Raw genomic sequence first — 17947 nt, 5'->3', positions numbered from 1 at the left:
GACGCCGCGCCGGATCCGGCTCAGCGACTGCGTGGCCACGGGTAGACGTCCTCCAGCTGCGCGGCCAGCCCCAGCAGCAGCGCCTCGCCGCCGGGCGGGGCGACGAGCTGGACCGACGTGGCGAGGTCGTAGGTGGGATGGCGGCCGACGGGCACGGACAGCGCCGGGTAGCCCGCGAGGTTCCAGGCGCCGGTGAAGCCGGCGACGCGGACGGCCGGCGCGGAGTTCGCGAGCCACGAACGGCGGTGCCAGCGCTGGGCCATGGGCGGCAGCGTGGCGAGCGTCGGCGTGATGAGCACGTCGTGGTCGCGGAAGAACCGCTGTGCGCGGGAGAGCCACGCCGTGCGGGCGCGTTCGCTGACGAAGCGCGACGTGAGGTGCCCGGCGCGGACGTGGGTGCGGGTGCGCCGTTGCAGCTTCGTGAGGTCGAACCCGGCGTCGGCGTGGGCCGCCGGCCCGGCGAACCAGCGGGTGACGAGCGCGACCAGGGTGCCGAAGCCGTACTCCGGGGTCGCGTCGGTGACGGTGTGGCCGGCGGCGGCGAGCAGCGTGCCCGCGCGGGAGACGGCGCGGGCGAGCGGACGCGGGAGCGGCGCGCGGATGACCGGCACTTGCGTCGACAACGCGATGCGCTGCGGCTGCGGTGAGCCGATCGAAGCCAGGTCAGGACGTTCGCCCAGCACGGACATGAGCAGAGCGGCATCGGCGGTCGTGGTGGCGAGCGGGCCGTGGGTGGACATGCCGAACCAGCCTTCCGCCGGCTCACGCACGACGCCGCGGCCAGGCTTCAACCCGACGAGGCCGCACATCGCCGCGGGCAAGCGGATGGAACCGAGGCCGTCGGTGCCGTGGGCGATCGGGACCATCCCGGACGCGACGGCCGCCGCGCTGCCGCCCGACGAACCGCCCGCCGTGAACGCCGGCTCCCACGGGTTGCGGGCGATGCCGCCGGGATCGTCGCTCATCGGGTAGATGCACAGCTCGGGCACCCGCGTGAGGCCGACGATCACCGCGCCCGCCGCGCGCAGGCGCTGGGCGATCACGCCGTCTTCGGCGGAGGCCGCCTGGGAACCGGCCGCCGAGCCCCATCCCGCGTATTCGCCGGTGACCTCGGTGACGTCCTTGACCGCGACGGGCACACCTGCCAGCGGCAGCTCGTCCAGGTCGGGCCGGGCCGCGACTTCCGCCGCTTCCGCAAGCGCTTCCGCCGCGCGCACCCGCCGGAACGCGCCGACCACGCCGTCGGCCGCCTCGATGCGCGCGAGGGCTTCACGGGTCACCTGAACCGGATCCAGCTCGCCGGCGCGCACCGCGCGCGCGATCTCCACCGCAGTCTGCACCATGATCCGCACCCTAACCGTCCTCAGTGGACAGCGACAAGGCTCCGGGCGCAGTCGGCCACGGTCGTCGCGGCGGGCCGCGGCTGCCACCCGAGCAACCGAAGTGCTTTCGCCGACGTGTACAGGGTCTTGCGCCCGAGGTCGGGCGCCACCTCGCGCACGCCGGGTTCACGAGCGCGAGGGCACGCAGAACGAAACCGGCAATCCACGCGTGGCCACCCGGCTCGCCGTCGGGCCGAGCGTCTCGCGGATCTCGCGCGCGGCGTCGCGCAGCCAGAGGAATTCGCCGACCCCGATGAACCGCTCGCCGGCGGCTTCGGGCGCGAGCACCGCGGACGTGGAGGTGCGCGAGGTCGCGGATATCGCTCACGCCGTAGCCCAGCCGCGGCACACCGGGCGCGCGGCCGGCGAGCAGCGTGCCGACGAGCTGCACGGGGCCGAGCGCCTGCCCTGCGAGCACCGGGCCGAGCACGGCGCCGGGGAGGATCGTCGTCGGAGTCGTGCTGCCGCCGTGTTCGGCCATGAAGTCCCACGCGGCGTGCTCCGCGACGGCTTTCGAGCGGCGGTACAAGCCAAGCCGGCGGTCGCTCACGTCGGTCAAGAGGCGTTCGTCGTAGACCTCGCGGGAGCGCGTGCCGATTGGTGGCGCGGCCGCGGCGCACGACGACGTCAGCACGACGCGCTCGACGCCCGCGTCGGTGGCCGCTTTGAGCACCCGCAGGACGCCGTCCCGAGCGGGGGCGATGAAGGCGCCGGGGTCGCACGAGCCGTCGCCGCCCAGCGGTGAGGCGACGTGGAGAAGGTGGGTGCAGCCGGCCACCGCGCCGGCCCAGCCGGCGTTGGCGGTGAGGTCGGCGACCACCACTTCGAGCCGGTCGCCCGGGTCGATCTCGGAAGCGACCGCGCGGCGCACCGCCGCCTCCTTCGCGGCCGAACGCACGCTCGTGCGGACGGTGTGGCCGCGGCGCAACAACTCGGCGGTGCACCAGCCGCCGACGTAGCCGGTGCCGCCGGTCACCAGAACCGTCCCGGGCATGGCCGCCGCCATTTCATTAGCCGTTCGGCTAACGAAACCACTGTAGCCCATTTCCCAGGTCGGCTAGCATCACCAGGTGTCACCCACCCGGGCTGAACAGGCCGCTCAGACGCGTCGGACGGTCCTCGACACGGCCCGGCGGCTGTTCGCCGAGCAGGGCTACGACGCGACGTCGCTGCAATTGATCGCCGACACGATGGGCGTCACGAAGGCCAACGTCTACTACTACTTCCGCTCGAAGGCCGACCTCCTGGAAGCGCTGCTCCAGTGCAGCATCGCCGCGTTCGACGCATTGCTCGACGCGGCGGCAGCACTCGACGACCCGCGTGCGCGCCGGGAACTGCTGGCCGACGGGTTCGTGGAGCAGGTCGTGGCGCAGCGCTCGCTGTCACTGCTGGACCCCTCGGCCCGGCGGCACGAGACACTCGGGCGCGCGCTCGAGGCCCAGGCCACCCGCGGCCTGCACCTGCTCTACGGCGCCACCCCGACCCCCGACGAAACCGCCGCCTACGCGATGGCCACCGAACTCGGCCCGGCGTTGCGCAGCCTGGGCCACCTGCCGGACGCCGAACTGCGCGCGACGCTGCGGCGGCTGTGCCTGCGGGTGCTGGAGGTCTGAGTACACAAAGGACCTTTCCCGCGCCCGCGGGCGGGAAAGGTCCTGGTGGCGGCACCCTCGCGCGCCGGCTTGCCGCGCGAGTGGACCAGTCCAGCCAACCGGGTGCCCGGATCAGATGGCGCCGGCGCGCAGGGCGTAGGCGACGGCGTGAGCGCGGTTGTTCAGACCGCACCGGGTCATCAAGCCGTACAGGACGTTCTTGACCGTGCGCTCGGAGTAGCAGAGCTTCGTGGCGATCTCTTCGGTGCCGTAGCCCTCGGCGACCAGGCGCAGGACGTCGCACTCACGGGCGGCGAGGCCGGACAGCGTGAGTCCGTTGGGTTCGAGCACGTCGCGGCGCATGCGCTGGACCTGGCCGAGCAGGGCGCCCTGCAGCCGGGGCGGGAGGCTGGCCGTGCCGTCGCCCGCCGTCAGCACGGCGGTGACCAGCTCGGCACCACCCGTTTCGCGGCGCGGGAGGATCGCGACGACCCCGCATTCGATGGCGGTCATGAGGTCGCTCTCCCGGAAGTGGTCGGCGACGATGACGAGGTGCGGGCCGGCCAGCTGTTCCGACTCCCGGCCGAGCTCCTTGACCCGCGACAGCACGCGATCGGTCACGTGCTCCTCCATCACGAGGACCACGTCGGCCTGCGCGGCCGAATCCTCGGGGAGGACCTGCAGCTCGGCACGGGTACCCAGCAGGCTCGCCGCGCCGGCCTTGGTGATCGGGTCCGAGGCGAGAACAGCGACTTTGACGAGCTTCACGACTACTCCTACTGCCACTCCACGTTGACAGTGAAAGTCTCGCGCGCGCGACTTCATGTTTTCTTACCAAGATTCTTCACGCGCCGGCGCGGACGTGAAGAGTCTCTCGATAACCGCAGGTCAGCAGCCTCAACGGATGGCTTCAGTGAAGACTTCACAGTGGTCGCGCTCACACGGCCAGCTTCACACCGCTTTCACGGTACACATTTTCACGGACACAACCCGCACGCCTCGCCGCCCGGGGACTCGCAGCTGCCCGAGATCTCGCGGAACGCGTCGCGCGCCCGCTCGACGCAGTCGGGCATGCGCTCCAGCGCCGCGGTCCACACGCGCTTGGCCGCCCAGTAGCGCGCCTGCGCCTCGGGGGTCCAACCGGCCACGTCCTGTTCCACAGTGGACTCCAGCTGCGTCAGCACGGCGCGGATCCCCCCGGTCGTCTTCCCCACCCGGTCCAGGATCTCGTCGGCTTCGGTGAAGTCGGCACGCTCGAAGCTCATGCGCCGCCCGGGCACGGGACCCGGCGCTCACCGTCCGCCCCGCCGGTGACCGCGAGCAGATCGGCGAGCCGGCCCAGGATGAGGTCGTACTGCTGCTCCCACTCGTTCATCGCCTGCCCGAACCGCACCGACGCGTCGCCGCGCCACGACGCCTGCAGGGCTGCCATCTCGTTGTTGACCTGCCTCAAGTGGGCGTTGGCCGAATCGATCGCGCGCGCGAACTCGCCCGCGACGTCCCGCATGCCGTCCGGCACCACCCTGGGAGGAATCGAATTCACGACGCTCTCCTCACCACACCACCACGTCCCCAGTGACCCGCGCACCGTGCCGCGCGGGCTCGGCACCGAGCGTGACCCAACGACCGGGGGTGGCGAAACCGGGGACCAGGTGGTATGCCCGATTTTCGGATATCCTTGCCTGCGGTTCCATCCGCTGTGCCGTGGTCGAGTTTCCCCGGTGTTAGCCGTCACGCCGAGTGGTCGTCACACCGCGGCCCGAGACTGGCGGTCGTGGCAGGCGGGGAGAACGGCCCCCAGCCGCCGTGCCACTCGTTCGAGCGTAAGATCACCCCTGGCATCCGGCGTTGACGATCCGTCAGCGCGTGAAGGGAGACCGATGTCGGCAGCGGACGGCGCGGCAGGCGGTCTCACCGCGCCGACGATCCAGCTGCTCGGCCCGGTCCGCGCCTGGCACGGCAGCAACGAGGTCAGTCTCGGCTCCGCCCACCGCCGCACCGTGCTCGCCGTGCTGGCGATCGCGCCCAACCGCACCGTTTCGCGCGAAGAGCTGATCGACTCCGTGTGGGGCGACGCCCCGCCGGCCAGTGCCCAGGGCAGCATCTACACCTACGTCTCCGGCCTGCGCCGCGCCCTCGAACCGGGTCGCACCAAGGGATCCGGACCGCAGCTGCTCGCGTCCATCGGCTCGGGCTACTCGCTGTGCGTCGAGGCCGGGACCGTCGACGTCCACCGCTTCGAGGCCCTGCGCGAGCAGGCCCAGCGCCACCTCGCCGCCGGCGAACGCCGCCAGGCGCGCGAGAAGCTCGACGAAGCGCTGGGGCTCTGGCACGGCGAGCCGTTGCAGGGGCTGCCCGGCCCGTTCGCGGCGTCGCACCGCGCGCGGCTGGAGGAGCTGCGCCTGGCGACGGTCGAGCGCCGCGCCGAGGTCGTGCTCGACGACGGCGGCCACGGCGAGCTCGTGACCGAACTGCGGGCGCTCACGAACGAGCACCCGTTCCGCGAACCGTTGCACGGCCTGCTCATGCGCGCGCTGTCGCTCGGCGACCGCCGCACCGAAGCGCTGGCCGTCTACACGGATCTGCGCGACAAACTGGTCGATTCCTTCGGCACCGAGCCGAGCCCGCCGCTGCGCGAGCTGTACGAACAAGTCCTCGGCGGCGGCGCCGCGAAGCCGTCGCCGGCGCCGCGGCCCACGCCGGCGCCCGCCCGCGTACCGCGGTTCCCGCTGCCGGTGCTGCCGCCGCGCGCGGACGTCTTCTTCGACCGCGCGAGCGAGACGCTCCTGCTGCGCGAAGCCGTCGCCGGTCTGGGCAGCGGCCTCGGCCGGTCGATCTGGGTCGAGGGCGAACCCGGGATCGGCAAGACCGCGCTGCTCGCCGAAACGCTCGCGATGACCCAGCGGTCGGGCGCCAAACCGCTGTTCGCCGCGGCCGACGCACTCGACCAGCGTTTCGCGTTGCGCCCCTTGCTCGACGCGCTGGGTGTGCACCCGCGCGCTTCGGACCTGCGGCGCGCGGAGCTGGCCGTCGCGCTCGGGGAGAACCCCGGCGGCGACCCGGTGGAGGGCGTCCTCGGGCTCGTCCGCGAGCTGTGCGCGGAGCAACCGCTCGCGCTGGTCGTCGACGACCTGCAGTGGGCCGACGACGCGACGCTGCGGGTGTGGCGCTACCTCAGCCGCGAGACGCGGCGGCTGCCGTTGCTGCTCGTCGGCGCGTGCCGCCCGGTGCCGCGGCCGGCCGAGCTGGACGGGCTGCGCGCGGAGCTCGCCGCCGACGGCACGGAACTGCTGGCGCTCGGACCCTTGCCCGAGAGCGCCGTGCGCGACCTCGCGGCCGACCTCACGGGCGCCCCGCCGGGCCAGGTGCTACGGACCCTGACGTCGTTCGCGGCGGGAAACCCGCGCTACGCCATGGAAATCGTCGAGACGCTGCTCACCAACGGCATGATCCTGCTCGATGGCGCCCAGGCGATCGTCGACGGCAACAGCTGCCGCACGATCCCGGCGCCGCTGGGCTCGCGAATCACGCTGTACCTGAGCTTCCTCTCCAGCGGCACGCGCGACGTGCTGCGCTGGGCGGCCCTGCTGGGCAAGGAATTCTCGCTCGCCGACATCGCGATCGCCACCGAGCGGCAGGCAACGGCGCTCGTCGGCGCCGTCGAAGAAGCGCTCGCGGCCGGCGTGCTCACCGAGTCCGACGACCTGCTCGCCTTCCGCCACCCGCTGCTGCGCCGCGTGCTCTACGAAAAGACGCCGGCCGCGATGCGCGTGGCGCTGCACCGCCAGCTCGCCGAAGCGTTCCAGGGCGCGGGAGCGTCGCCCGAGCGCGTGGCCGAACAGCTGTCGGCCGCGCCCGTGCAGGTCGACCCGTGGGTCACCGGCTGGCTGCTCGAGCACATCGGCGCGGTCGCCACCGGAGCACCGCGCATGGCCGTCGACCTGCTGAAGCACGTCGTCACGCAGGCGTCGCTGCCGGCCGACGCGCGCGAGCCGCTCACGGCCACGCTCGCCCGGCTGCTGTTCTGGCTCGGCCGCGAGCCCGAGGCCGAGGCGCGCTCGGTCGTCGCGCGCACCGAGGACAGCCGCCAGGCCGCCGAGATGCGGTGGATCCTCGCGTACATCTACTACCGGCGCGGCGAGTTCGCGGAAGCGTCCGAAGAGGTCCGCCGCACGCTCGCCGACCCGAACGTGCCGGAGATGTGGCGCGGCCGTCACGAGACGTTGCGCGCGACGCTCGAACGCCTGGCCGTCGACGAAACGTCCGAACCGGACCTGTCGGAGCTGGGCGTGCTCGACGGTCTGGACGACGCCGCCGAGCCGCTGAGCACCGCGCGCCGGCTGGCCGCCACGCGCGCCGTGCCCGGCGAGATGCATCTCGCCGGCGCCGTGCACTACTACTGGCGCGGGCGTTGGCCGGAGGCTCTCACCGAGCTCGACACCGTGATCAAGGGCGGTGCGGAGACTGCGTCGTACGTGCTGCGCAGCCCGGGTTCGGCGCTGCTCGTGCACGGTGTCGGCGCGTTGATCGCGGGCCACCGTGACGAACCGGACGAAGCGAGCGCGCACCTCGAAGCCGCGGCGCACCAGCACTGGCCGCAGGGCCTCGAGCCCAACGGCGGCGACTACCTGCTGGCCGCCGAAGCGCAGCTGGCCGAGCTGGAGGGCAACGCGGAGGCGGCCCTGGCCGCGCTGGCCCCGTTGCTGGACGAGGGTTATCCCCCTTCGGCGCGGCAGCAGTGGCTGCCGGACCTGGTGCGCCTGGCCACCCAGCTCGGCGAGCAGCACTACGCGTACCAGGCGCTGCGGTTGATCGACGACGAAGACGCCGACGCCCCACCCGCGCACACCGCGGCCGCCGCGCACTGCCGCGGCCTGGTCACCGGTGATCCCGACGCGATCCTCGGCGCGGCCGCGCACTACGAGGCCGCCGGCCGCGTCCTCAAGCACGCGCGGGCCACGGAGGACGCCGCGATCCTGCTGGCCGAGCACGGCCGGCTCGACGAAGCGCGCGCCGCGTTCCGCAGCGCGCTCACCAGCTACACCACGCTCGGCGCGGCCTGGGACGTGCGCCGGGCCGAGACGCGGATGCACCCGCACGGGATCCGCCGTGCCCACCCGGTGCGCAGTCGCGCGGCGGGCGAATGACCCCGGTTTCCCGCTGACCGGGAGCAACCGGAAGGCTTACTCGGCACTGGCCACTCGTACGATGCCGGGTGATCACCGGGTCCCGGTAAGCTCGCGTGGTCAGACCGGTACGTCGAATGGAACGGCATGCCAGGGGATGCGCACAGCGGGTTGCGGGTGGACGTGCTCGGCCCGTTGCGGGCCTGGCGCGGTCCGGCTGAAGTCAAGCTCGGGCCGGCGCGCCAGCGTGCCATCTTCGCGATGCTCGCCGTCAACGCAGGCCGCTCTGTGCCGCGCGCAGAACTCATCACGGGCGTGTGGGGCGACTCTCCGCCGGCCAGCGTCGAGGGCAGCGTGCACACCTACGTCTCGGGCCTGCGGCGCGCCCTGGACCCGGACCGCACGAAGTGGACGGCCTCCGGTGTACTGGTCTCCGACCCGCACGGCTACTCGCTGGCACTGCACCCCAACGGTCTCGACGTGGCTGTCTTCGAGCGCCACCGCGAGCTGGGACAGCAGCACGCCGAGGCCGGTGACCACGACAAAGCCGCCGCGGAGTACGACGCCGCGCTCGCCCTGTGGCGTGGGGAAGCGCTCTCCGGCGTGCCCGGCGAATTCGCGGAGCGCCACCGCGAGCACCTCGCCGAGCTGCGGCTCGACACGATCGAGCGGCGGGCCGCCGCGGTGCTGGAGCTCGGCGGCCACCAGGACCTGATCGCCCCGCTGTCGGTGCTCGTCGACGAGCACCCGCTGCGCGAGGCGCTGCGGGAGTCGCTGATGCTCGCGCTCTACCGCAGCGGACGCCACTCCGACGCCCTCGACGTGTTCCGCGACGCGCGCGCGACCCTGCGCGCCGAGCTGGGCGTGGAACCCGGGGTGCGGCTGCGGGAGCTGCACGGGAGCGTGCTGGCGCAGGATCCGTTGCTGGACCTGCCCCAGTCGCCCGCACCGGCTCCGGTGCCCGGACCCGAGCCGATCTCGGTGCTGCCACCGCGCGTCAGCCGCGCGCTCGCCGGCGGTGACACGGGTCCGTTGTTCGGCCGCGAGGTCGAGACGGAGCACCTGGTGGAGCTGCTGTCGGAGGTGCGCGACGGGCGCGGGCGGGCCGTGTGGATCGAGGGTGAGCCGGGCATCGGCAAGTCGGAGCTGCTGACGCGGGTGTTCAGCCACGCGGCCGGCCCGGGGCTACAGCTGGCCTGGGTGGCGGCCGACGAGCTGAGCACGCGGTTCCCCCTGCAGGTGCTGCTGGAGTGCCTCGCGATCGACGCCGCTTCACCCGATCCGCGCCGGGCTCGCGTCGCCAAGGAGCTGATGGGCGAAGGCGCCGCGCCGCGGGCGTGGGGGTCGAACGACCCGGTGCTCGGCGCCGTCGACCGGCTGCTGTCGCTGGTTGACGAGCTGTGCGCCGACGCGCCGCTCGTCCTGGTGATCGACGACTTGCAGTGGGCCGACGAGTCGAGCGTGCTGGTGTGGCACCGCCTCTGCGCGGCGACGCGGCAGCTGCCGTTGCTGCTGGTGGCCGCGACACGGCCGGCGCCCGATCGCGCGGAGCTGGCGCAGCTGCGCCGGGGCGTCGAATCGCGCGACGGCGTGGTGCTGGACCTCGAGCCGCTGGTGTCCGACGACGTCGAGCGGCTGATCGAGGACCTGCTCGGCGCCGGCCCCGGGCCCGGCCTGCGCGAGCTGGCCGCCCGTGCCGCGGGAAACCCGTTGTACGTCAAGGAAATGGTCGACGTGCTCGTGCGCGCGGGTGCGGTCGAGGTCGACTCCGGGTACGCCGACGTCGACGACCCCGCCGAGTTCGAGACGCCGCGCTCGCTCGTGGCGGCCGTCGACCGGCGGCTGGATTTCCTGCCACCGGAAACGCAGGACGTGCTGCGCTGGGGTGCGTTGCTGGGCATGGAGTTCGCGGTGGGCGACATCGCGGCGGTGCTCGGCATCCGGCCGTCGGACCTGCTGGCGCCGCTGGAAGAAGCGGTGGCGGCGAACGTGCTCATCGACACGGGCACGCAGCTCGCGTTCCGGCACCCGTTGCTGCGCCAGGCCTTGTACAACCGGCTGCTGTCGGGAACGCGGGCGGCGTTGCACCGGCAGGCCGCGGAAGCGCTGGCGCGCATCGGGGCGCCGGTGAAGCGGGTGGCGGAGCAGCTCGTGGCCGCGCCGTCCACAGTGGACCCGTGGGTGCTCGACTGGCTGGCGGAGAACCAATCGGCCGTGACGAACCGGGCGCCGCTGATCGCCGTGGAGCTGCTGGAGCGCGCGCTCACGGCGTGTTCCGCAGCCGACCCGCGGCGCGAAGGCCTGATCACGGCGCTGGTGAAGGTGCTGTTCCGGCTGGAGCGGAACCCGGAACCCCTTGCGGTGCAGGCACTCGAGCTGTCTAAGGACCCGGAGAACGTCGCGGAGATGCGGCACCTGCTCGCGACGCTGCGGTTCCGCCGGGGTGAGGTCGCGCGCGCCGTGCAGACACTGGAGGACGCCGAGGACGACCCGGCGCTACCGGAGATCTGGCACGTACGGCGCCGGCACCTGCTCGCGAACTTCCGCCGCGGCGGCCTGGACGACCTCGACGTCGCCGAGGCCAGCGCGCACCGGGCCCGCGCGGAGGCCGACGGCGACCGGTACCTGACGGCGCACGCGCTGCAGACGTTGTGGCTGGTCGATTCCGTGCGCCGGCACCACGCGAGCGCGCTGCAGCACATCGACGAGGCGATCGAGGCCGTCGGCGACGAGCACGAGCTGGCCGACCTGCACCTGGACCTGCTGGACAACCGCGTGTTCACGCTGCAGAACCTCGATCGCCTGGCCGAGGCCGACCGCACGCTGCGCGCGGCGGGTGAGGTCGCGCAGCGGCACGCGATGCCGATCGGGCTGCAGGTCTCGGTCGCGGTGCACCGGTACTGGGAGGGCCGCTGGGACGAAGCGCTGGTCGAGCTCGACACCGTGACCGAGGACGGTCCGGCCATCACCTTCTACGGCCTGCGCGAACCGGGCGCGGCCGCGCTGCTCCTGCACGGCGTCGCGTCGCTGATCGCCGCGCGGCGCGGCGAGCGCGGGCAGGCCGCTGCGCACCTGGACGCGGCCGAGGAGTACGCGCCGGCGACCGGCGCCGAGCGGGAGAGCTTCGACTTCCTTCTGGTGGCCCACGCTTTGGTGGCCTGGCAGCGGGGCGAGGTGAAGGAGGCGCTGGCCGTCCTGGAGCCCATTCTCAACCCGACCTACGCGGCGATGATGCTGCGTCACCAGTGGCTGCCGATGTTCGTCTCCCTGGCTCTCGAGGCGGGGGACGATGCCCGGGCGCTGCGCGGTCTGGCGGTGTGCGAGGAGGAGGCGGCGAAGGAACGCGAACCGGCGCGCGCCCACGCGGCGATGGACTGGTGCCGCGGCCTGATCGACGGCGACCCGGCTCCGGTGCTGCGGACGGTGGAGCACTTCCGGGCCGTGGGGCGCCGGCCGGAACTCGCGAGCGCTCTGGAAGACGCGGCCGCACTGCTGGCCCGGCTCGGCGACCTGCCGGCGGCCCAGGCGGCGTTCGACGAAGCGGCCGAGCTGTATTCGGCTCTGTCGGCCCGGTGGGACTTGCAGCGGGCGGAGAAGCGGTTGCGGGACCTGGGCGTCCGGCGCGGTGGCCGGTCCCCGGCCGCCGCCCGGCGCGGGTGGGATTCGCTGTCGCCGCTGGAGGTCCGGATCGCGACGCTCGTGGCGGACGGCCGGTCCAACCCGGACATCGCCACGGAACTGGCCTTGCCGCGCCGGACGGTGCAGGCGCACGTGGCGAGGTTGCTGGGGAAGCTGGAGTCCCCGTCGCGCAGCGGGGTGGCGAGCGCGGTGGCGCGGCGGACGAGCTGACGGTCGGGTTTGGCTCGCCCCCGGCGGTTTGGGGTGGGGAGGCGAGGGTGGGGCGGCGCGCGTTCGGGATGGCGTTCACTCTCCGACCATCGGGTTTGCGCCCACAACCAGCAGACCCACCCGGGCCGAGACCAGACAGCCGGCATCGGCGCACCCTCGACACCGCGTTCAATCTCCGACAATCAGGTTTGGCCGGCGTTCGACCTCGGCGAAGTCAGGGCTGGCAGCAGCTCGACACCGGGTCGGACTGGCGTTCTTCCGCGGCCGGTGGGCTGAATCGGTTTTGCGCGCCGGATCCTGTGATCCGGGCGATGTGATCCAAGGCCACCAGCCGGCCCGAAGCTGGTGTGGCGCTTCGAAACCAACGCCGCCTCGGTGACCATCCAAGACTGCCCTTGTCACCACGGACGCGCTCCGGCCGGGCCGGACCGCGCCCGGCGCGACGGATTCGCGGGTGCCGCATCAGCTACGGGAACATCCGCGCGTCCCCGGCCTGGCCGGAACCGACCAGAGTCACCAGCGGCCGACCCCTCCCCTCGACGAGGTCGTGCATTTCGATGCGCCAACCGCCACGGGAACCGCCAAGCGCGTGATCAAGCGGCTCGCTGCGCAGATCCGTGTTGTTCGACCCCCTTGCGCGACGGGTGATGTTGGTGTGCTGGTGCGCCCGCGCGCTCGTGGAGTCGACCGAGATCGCCCCTCCCGCCGGCGCATCCCGACACGCGACCCCGCACCGGTACCGGTAGATGATCCAGCACAGGCGACCACGCTCACCCGTGCGAACCGGCACCAAATCCTCGGTCAACACCCACCGCTCATCCGACAGCAACTCAAACCGCGACACACCCAGGCGCATCCCGGCCACCAGGCGCAACCTTTGCCAGACCCGGGCGAGTCCGATTGGTGCGAACGCACGCGGAGGTTGGCGATCGATCGATTCCCATCGAGCCTTGGTCGACCCACGCACCAGTGTCGTCGGGCAACGGGCGGCCCGCGGCCTTCCTCAACCGGGCAATCGGTTGGTGCGGGCCACCCGGCCCAGGAAGCGGCCGGAGTGCTTGATGGTGCGGGTCTGGGTGGCGAAGTCGACGTGGACGAGGCCGAAGCGTTGGGTGTAGCCCATGCCCCATTCGAAGTTGTCGAGCAGGGACCAGGCGAGGTAGCCGCGGATGTCGGCGCCGGTCGCGAGGGCGGCGTGGACGGCGCGGATGTGGGTGTCCAGATAGGACACACGCGCGGTATCGGGGACGGAGCCGTCCGTGACGGTGTCTTCAAAGGCCGCGCCGTTTTCCGCGATGACCAGGGGGAGGCCACCGGTGCGGGAGTCGAGCCACACCAGCAGGTCCGTGAGGGACGACGGGGTTTGTTCCCAGCCGAAGGAGGTCAGCGGGCCGCGTGGGGGCAGGACGTCCATGCCGCGCAGGCCGGGCAGCGGGCAGTTGCTCGGGGCGAGCGGATCGTCGAGCGGGGCGACGCGGGCGGGGGCGTAGTAGTTCACCCCGAGCCAGTCGATGGCCGCGGCGATGGTGTCCAGGTCACCGTCCTGGATGGACGCGGCGAAGCGGCCGCCGTGGTGTTCGACGTCGGCCATCACGTCGGCCGGGTAACCCTTGCCGAGGACGGGGTCGAGGAAAAAGCGGTTGTGAATGCCGTCGAACTTGCGGACGGCTTCGCGGTGCGCGGCGGTGTCGCCGTCGGCCAGAGCCGGGGCGAAGTTCAGCGCCAGCGAGAAGTCCTGGCCCGGCCGGGCCTGCTCCGTCAGAGCACGCATCGCGAGGCCGTGGCCCAGCAGCAGGTGGTGCGCGGCCACGAGCGCGGTGTCGTAGTCCTGGATCCCCGGGGCGTGGACGCCGCTGCCGTACCCCAGGAACGCCGCGCAGAACGGCTCGTTGATCGTCGTCCACTGGGGCACGCGGTCGCCCAGGGCGTCGTGGACCACGGCGGCGTAGTCGGCGAAGCGGGACGCCGTGTCGCGGGCCGGCCAGCCGCCCCGGTCTTCGATCGCCTGCGGGAGATCCCAGTGGTAGAGCGTGAGCACCGGCAGGATGTCGCGGCTCAGCAGCTCGTCGACGAGCCGGTCGTAGAACGCGAGGCCTTCGGCGTTGCGGGTGCGGCCGTCGGGCATCACCCGCGGCCAGGCCACAGAGAACCGGTACACGGGCAGCCCCAGCTCGTCGACCAGGGCGACGTCCTCGGCGTAGCGGTGGTAGTGGTCGCACGCCACCTCCCCGGTGTGCCCTTCGAGGACCTTGCCCGGTGTGGCGCTGTAGGTGTCCCAGATGGACAGTCCGCGGCCGCCCTCGGCCACCCCGCCCTCGATCTGGTACGACGCGGTGGCGGCACCCCACCAGAAGCCCGCGGGGAACTCGAGTTCAGCCATGCACAGCACCTTTCAGGATCCCCCGCACCAGGTAACGCCCCAGGACCAGGAACAGCGCGATCACCGGCAGCACGCCGAGCGTCGCGCCCGTGAGCATCAACGCGTAGTCCGTGTAGTAGCCGCTGGCCAGCTGCGAGAGCACGACCTGCACGGTCGGCGTCTCGTTCGGGTCGAGCACCACCAGCGGCCAGAAGTAGTCGTTCCACGCGGCCATGAACGTGAGCATCGCCAGCACCGCCGCCTGGGGCCGGATCGAGGGCACGGCCACGTGCCAGAACGTCCGCAGCACCGAAGCCCCGTCCACAGTGGCCGCGTCCACCAGTTCACCGGGTACCGCACCCTCGCACGCCTGGCGCATCCAGAACACGCCGAACGCCGACACCAGCGCGGGCACGATCACCGCCTGCAACTGCCCGTACCAGCCGAAATCGCTGACCACCAGGAACAGCGGGATCACACCGAGCTGCGCCGGCACCATCGCCGAGCCCACCACGAACAGGAAGAGGCTGTTGCGGCCGGGGAACTTCAGCCGCGCGAAGGCAAATCCGGCGAAGCTCGCCAAGACCACATTGGACACCATCACGGTGCCCGCGACGATGAGCGAGTTGCCGATCGCCAGCCAGAAGTCGACGGTGTCGAACACGCGCCGCACGTTCTCCACCAGGTGCCCGCCCGGCAGCAGCAGCGGCGACGTCTCCCCGATCGCCGAGTTGTCCCGCGTGGACACCACGAACGACCAGTACAACGGGAACAGCGAAGCGCCCAGCACTCCGACGAGCACCACGTAGACCCACGCGCCCGCGCGCCGCCGCGGCCTCACGGGGCGCTCACGAAGCGGCGCACCAGCCGGTAGTTGGCGAAGGCGAACAGCACGCAGAACACGAACATCACCCACGACAGGGCCGCCGCGTAGCCGGCGTCGAACTTGGTGAAACCCTTCTCGTACAGGTACATCGTGAGCGTTTGGAACTGCCGGTCGTTGCCGCCGGTACCGCTTGACCCCGTCGCGTCGAACAGCTGCGGCTCGGCGAACAGCTGCAGCCCGTTGACGGTGCCGGCCACCGCCGTGAACGCGATCGTCGGGCGGATGCCCGGCACGGTCACCGACCAGAACGAGCGCCAGCGCGAAGCGCCGTCGATCTCCGCGGCCTCGTAGAGCTCCAGCGGCACGGCCTGCATCGCCGCCAGGTAGATCAGCGCGTTGTAACCCGTCCAGCGCCACATCACCATCGTCGCGATGGCCAGGTGCGACGACCACTTCCGCGCCTGCCAGGAGATCGGGTCGAGGCCGAACCAGCCGAGGACCTCGTTGACCACGCCGTAGTCGCGGCTGTACAGCTGCGCGAACACCAGCCCGATGGCCACCACCGACACGATGTTGGGCAGCAGCACGCCGGTGCGCCACCACGTCGCCGCGCGCAGCGGCCGGTTCAGCAGCGCCGCGATGCCCAGCGCCAGGAAGAACTCCGGGATCGCGGCGAGCAGGAAGATGCTGGTGGTGTTGAACAGCGCGTTGTAGAAACGCCCGTCGGTGAACAGGGCCGCGTAGTTCGCGAGCCCGAACCCGCCCTTGTTCCCGCCGAGCAGGTCCCAGTCGTGCAGCGAAACCCAGGCCGTGTAGACGATCGGGAACGCACCGAAGACCGCGAACACCGCGAAGAACGGGGCGATGAACAGGAAGGGGGTCGCCTTCCGGTCCCACCGCGCGAAGAGGGGGCCGCGCAGCACCAGGGGCCTACTTGAGGGCCTCGTCGCCGAGCTTGACGGCGTCCTGCCAGGCCTGGGCGACCTGCTCCGTCCCGTCCTCGATGCGGCCGAGCGCGCGGCCGAACTCGGGACGGACGTCGGCGTCGTGCCGCCCGCGGTAGTTGGGGCGCAGCGTGTCGGCCGAGGCGGCGTAGATCTGCCCGATGGGCGCGTCGGAGAAGTACGGGTCGGTGTGCGCGACGACCTGCGGGTCCTTGTAGACGCTCGGCTCACTCGGCAGGATCCCGTCGGAGAGGAAGAGCTTCTTCTCCTGCTCCGGCGCGGTCAGCCACTTCGCGAGGTCGTAGGCCTCCTTCGGGTGCGCGCTCTCCTTCGGGATCGCGAGGAACGAGCCGCCCTGGTTGCCGCTGGCGCCGGGCACGGTCGTCACGTCCCACTTGCCGCTGTTGCCGTCGCCGCCGGCTTCCTTGATCTGCGTGAGCATCCAGGCCGGGCACGCGATCGTGGCGAAGCTGCCCTGCTTGATCGCGACGTTCCAGGCCTGGGTGTACGTGGTCGCGCCGGCAGTCTGCTTCTTCTGCGCGAGGGTGCCAGCGAGCTCGAAAGCGTTGTGGACGCTGGGATTCGTGCCCGCGATGTAGGAATCGTCGCGCGAGGAGAAGTAGTTCTCGGGCGACTGGTTCAGCATCGCGGTGTAAACGGTGCCGGCGGAGTCCGCGAACTTCACGTCCGGCAATTTGTCCGTGAACCGCTGGGACAGCTTCGCGTAGTCCTGCCAGGTCGGCATGAGCGCGGCGACGGCCTTGCGATCGGCCGGCAGGCCCGCTTTCAGGAACAGGTCGCGGCGGTAGCACATGGCGAGGCTGCCCATGTCGGTGCCGAGGCCGAGCACGTAGCCGTCCTTGGTGCCCTGGGCCCACTTCCACGCGGCCCACTGGTCCTTCAGCTGCGCGGCGCCGTAGTCCGCGAGGTTCACGAACTTGTCCTTCACCCCGAGGTAGGTCGGGATCTTCTGCTCCTCGATGGCGACGACGTCGGCCGCACCGCGACCCGCCGCCAGCTGCGTGTCGAGGGTCTTGAAGTGCGTGTCGAAGTCGGCGACCCGGTTCTGGACCTCGATGTCCGGGTGGTCCTTCTCGTACTGGGCGATCAGGGGGCCGTAACCGAACTCGCCGAAAGTGGCGACGGTGAGCTTGATCTTCCCGCCGGAGGCGGCGGAGCCGCTGCACGCGGCCACCAGCAAGAGGAGCGCGGACGTCAGGACGGCGACGGCCGGGCGCCGGGTCAGCTTTCGCACGGGGTGAGCTTCCCTCAGATAACACCTGCGCGCAGGGCGTAGGCGACGGCATGCGGACGGTTGCGCAGCTTCAGCCTATTGGTCATCCCGTAGATGACGTTCTTCACGGTCCGTTCCGAGTAGCAGAGCTTGCCGGCGATCTCCGCCGTGTCCCAGCCTTCGGCCATCAGCCGCAGCACGTCGACCTCGCGCGGCGACAGCGCGGCGCCGCCCACGGCATGCTGCAGGCTCGCCGCCTGGCCCAGCAGATCGCGCAGCGACGTCTCCTTGCCCGACGCGGCGGCGGCGATGCTGCGGATCAGCCGGTCGCCGGCGATGGCCTCGCGCGGCAGCACGGCCACGACGTGGCACGTGGCCAGCTCGGGCAGGTCCTCGGCGTCGACGTGCCCGGCGACGAGGACGATCGCGGCGGGCGTCTCCGAAGCGGCGGCGCGCAGGGCGGCCTTCAGCTCCGGCGTCACGCGGCCGGCGGCGAAGACGAGCACGGCGGCCTCCCCGCGCCGCTGACCCGGCAGCACCTGCACCTCCGGCCGCGACCGCAAGTGGTCGATGAGCCCCGCGAGCGCGATGGGGTCCGAAGCCCACGCTGCCACCCTGACCTGATCCATCGCTGC

Annotated in this window: 14 protein-coding genes; 3 read left to right on the top strand and 11 right to left on the bottom strand. The window is 72.0% G+C overall.

Annotated elements, in window-relative coordinates:
• Positions 1–20: 20 nt before the first annotated feature.
• Together I6J71_RS03855 and I6J71_RS03850 are read right to left on the bottom strand one after the other, a co-directional pair.
• Positions 21–1343: an amidase family protein gene (locus tag I6J71_RS03855; protein ID WP_204093461.1), complete on the bottom strand. Its 1323-nt coding sequence runs from the start codon at positions 1341–1343 to the stop codon at positions 21–23.
• Between the two features lie 10 nt (positions 1344–1353).
• Positions 1354–2376: an NAD-dependent epimerase/dehydratase family protein gene (locus I6J71_RS03850; RefSeq protein WP_204093460.1), complete on the bottom strand. Its 1023-nt coding sequence runs from the start codon at positions 2374–2376 to the stop codon at positions 1354–1356.
• A gap of 76 nt (positions 2377–2452) precedes the next feature.
• On the opposite strand from I6J71_RS03850, the gene I6J71_RS03845 reads away from it, so the two are divergent.
• Entirely contained in the window at positions 2453–2995 is a 543-nt protein-coding gene (locus tag I6J71_RS03845; protein ID WP_204093459.1) for a TetR/AcrR family transcriptional regulator, read from the top strand.
• Between the two features lie 111 nt (positions 2996–3106).
• Here I6J71_RS03845 and I6J71_RS03840 read toward each other — a convergent pair whose 3' ends face one another.
• From I6J71_RS03840 to I6J71_RS03830, 3 genes are all read right to left on the bottom strand, one after another.
• Positions 3107–3742, bottom strand: a complete 636-nt coding sequence (locus I6J71_RS03840; protein ID WP_204093458.1) for a LuxR family transcriptional regulator — start codon at positions 3740–3742, stop codon at positions 3107–3109.
• A gap of 209 nt (positions 3743–3951) precedes the next feature.
• Positions 3952–4239 carry a WXG100 family type VII secretion target gene (locus I6J71_RS03835; protein WP_204093457.1) on the bottom strand — a complete coding sequence of 96 codons (288 nt, stop codon included), beginning with the start codon at positions 4237–4239 and terminating at the stop codon, positions 3952–3954.
• Positions 4236–4517 carry a WXG100 family type VII secretion target gene (locus I6J71_RS03830; protein WP_239154412.1) on the bottom strand — a complete coding sequence of 94 codons (282 nt, stop codon included), beginning with the start codon at positions 4515–4517 and terminating at the stop codon, positions 4236–4238. The genes I6J71_RS03835 and I6J71_RS03830 overlap by 4 nt, the downstream gene beginning before the upstream one ends.
• Positions 4518–4854: 337 nt before the next feature.
• Here I6J71_RS03830 and I6J71_RS03825 point away from each other — a divergent pair, with 337 nt between their 5' ends.
• Complete coding sequence (locus I6J71_RS03825; protein ID WP_204093456.1) at positions 4855–8121, top strand: AfsR/SARP family transcriptional regulator; 3267 nt, start codon at positions 4855–4857, stop codon at positions 8119–8121.
• Positions 8122–8247: 126 nt separating this feature from the next.
• A complete protein-coding gene (locus tag I6J71_RS03820) occupies positions 8248–11949 on the top strand; it encodes a BTAD domain-containing putative transcriptional regulator (RefSeq protein WP_239154411.1) in 3702 nt (1233 codons plus the stop codon).
• A 466-nt stretch (positions 11950–12415) separates the two neighbouring features.
• On the opposite strand, the gene I6J71_RS03815 is transcribed toward I6J71_RS03820, so the two are convergent.
• From I6J71_RS03815 to I6J71_RS03790, 6 genes are all read right to left on the bottom strand, one after another.
• The gene (locus I6J71_RS03815) at positions 12416–12814 is read right to left on the bottom strand and encodes a hypothetical protein (protein ID WP_204093455.1); all 399 of its coding nucleotides are present in this window, start codon (positions 12812–12814) and stop codon (positions 12416–12418) included.
• A gap of 138 nt (positions 12815–12952) precedes the next feature.
• Positions 12953–14329, bottom strand: a complete 1377-nt coding sequence (locus tag I6J71_RS03810) for a GH1 family beta-glucosidase (protein ID WP_204093454.1) — start codon at positions 14327–14329, stop codon at positions 12953–12955.
• Positions 14322–15149 carry a carbohydrate ABC transporter permease gene (locus I6J71_RS03805; RefSeq protein WP_204093453.1) on the bottom strand — a complete coding sequence of 276 codons (828 nt, stop codon included), beginning with the start codon at positions 15147–15149 and terminating at the stop codon, positions 14322–14324. The genes I6J71_RS03810 and I6J71_RS03805 overlap by 8 nt, the downstream gene beginning before the upstream one ends.
• Complete coding sequence (locus I6J71_RS03800) at positions 15146–16057, bottom strand: carbohydrate ABC transporter permease (RefSeq protein ID WP_239154410.1); 912 nt, start codon at positions 16055–16057, stop codon at positions 15146–15148. Before I6J71_RS03800 ends, I6J71_RS03805 begins: the two co-directional genes overlap by 4 nt.
• Positions 16058–16064: 7 nt before the next feature.
• Positions 16065–17333 carry an ABC transporter substrate-binding protein gene (locus tag I6J71_RS03795; protein ID WP_204093452.1) on the bottom strand — a complete coding sequence of 423 codons (1269 nt, stop codon included), beginning with the start codon at positions 17331–17333 and terminating at the stop codon, positions 16065–16067.
• 14 nt (positions 17334–17347) lie between these two features.
• The gene (locus I6J71_RS03790; protein WP_204093451.1) at positions 17348–17941 is read right to left on the bottom strand and encodes a LuxR C-terminal-related transcriptional regulator; all 594 of its coding nucleotides are present in this window, start codon (positions 17939–17941) and stop codon (positions 17348–17350) included.
• Between the last annotated feature and the right edge of the window lie 6 nt (positions 17942–17947).

It is taken from the genome of Amycolatopsis sp. FDAARGOS 1241 (assembly GCF_016889705.1).
Taxonomy (GTDB): Bacteria; Actinomycetota; Actinomycetes; order Mycobacteriales; family Pseudonocardiaceae; genus Amycolatopsis.
Note: the sequence above shows the minus strand (reverse complement) of the source record. Positions and strands in the feature narration are given on the sequence as shown.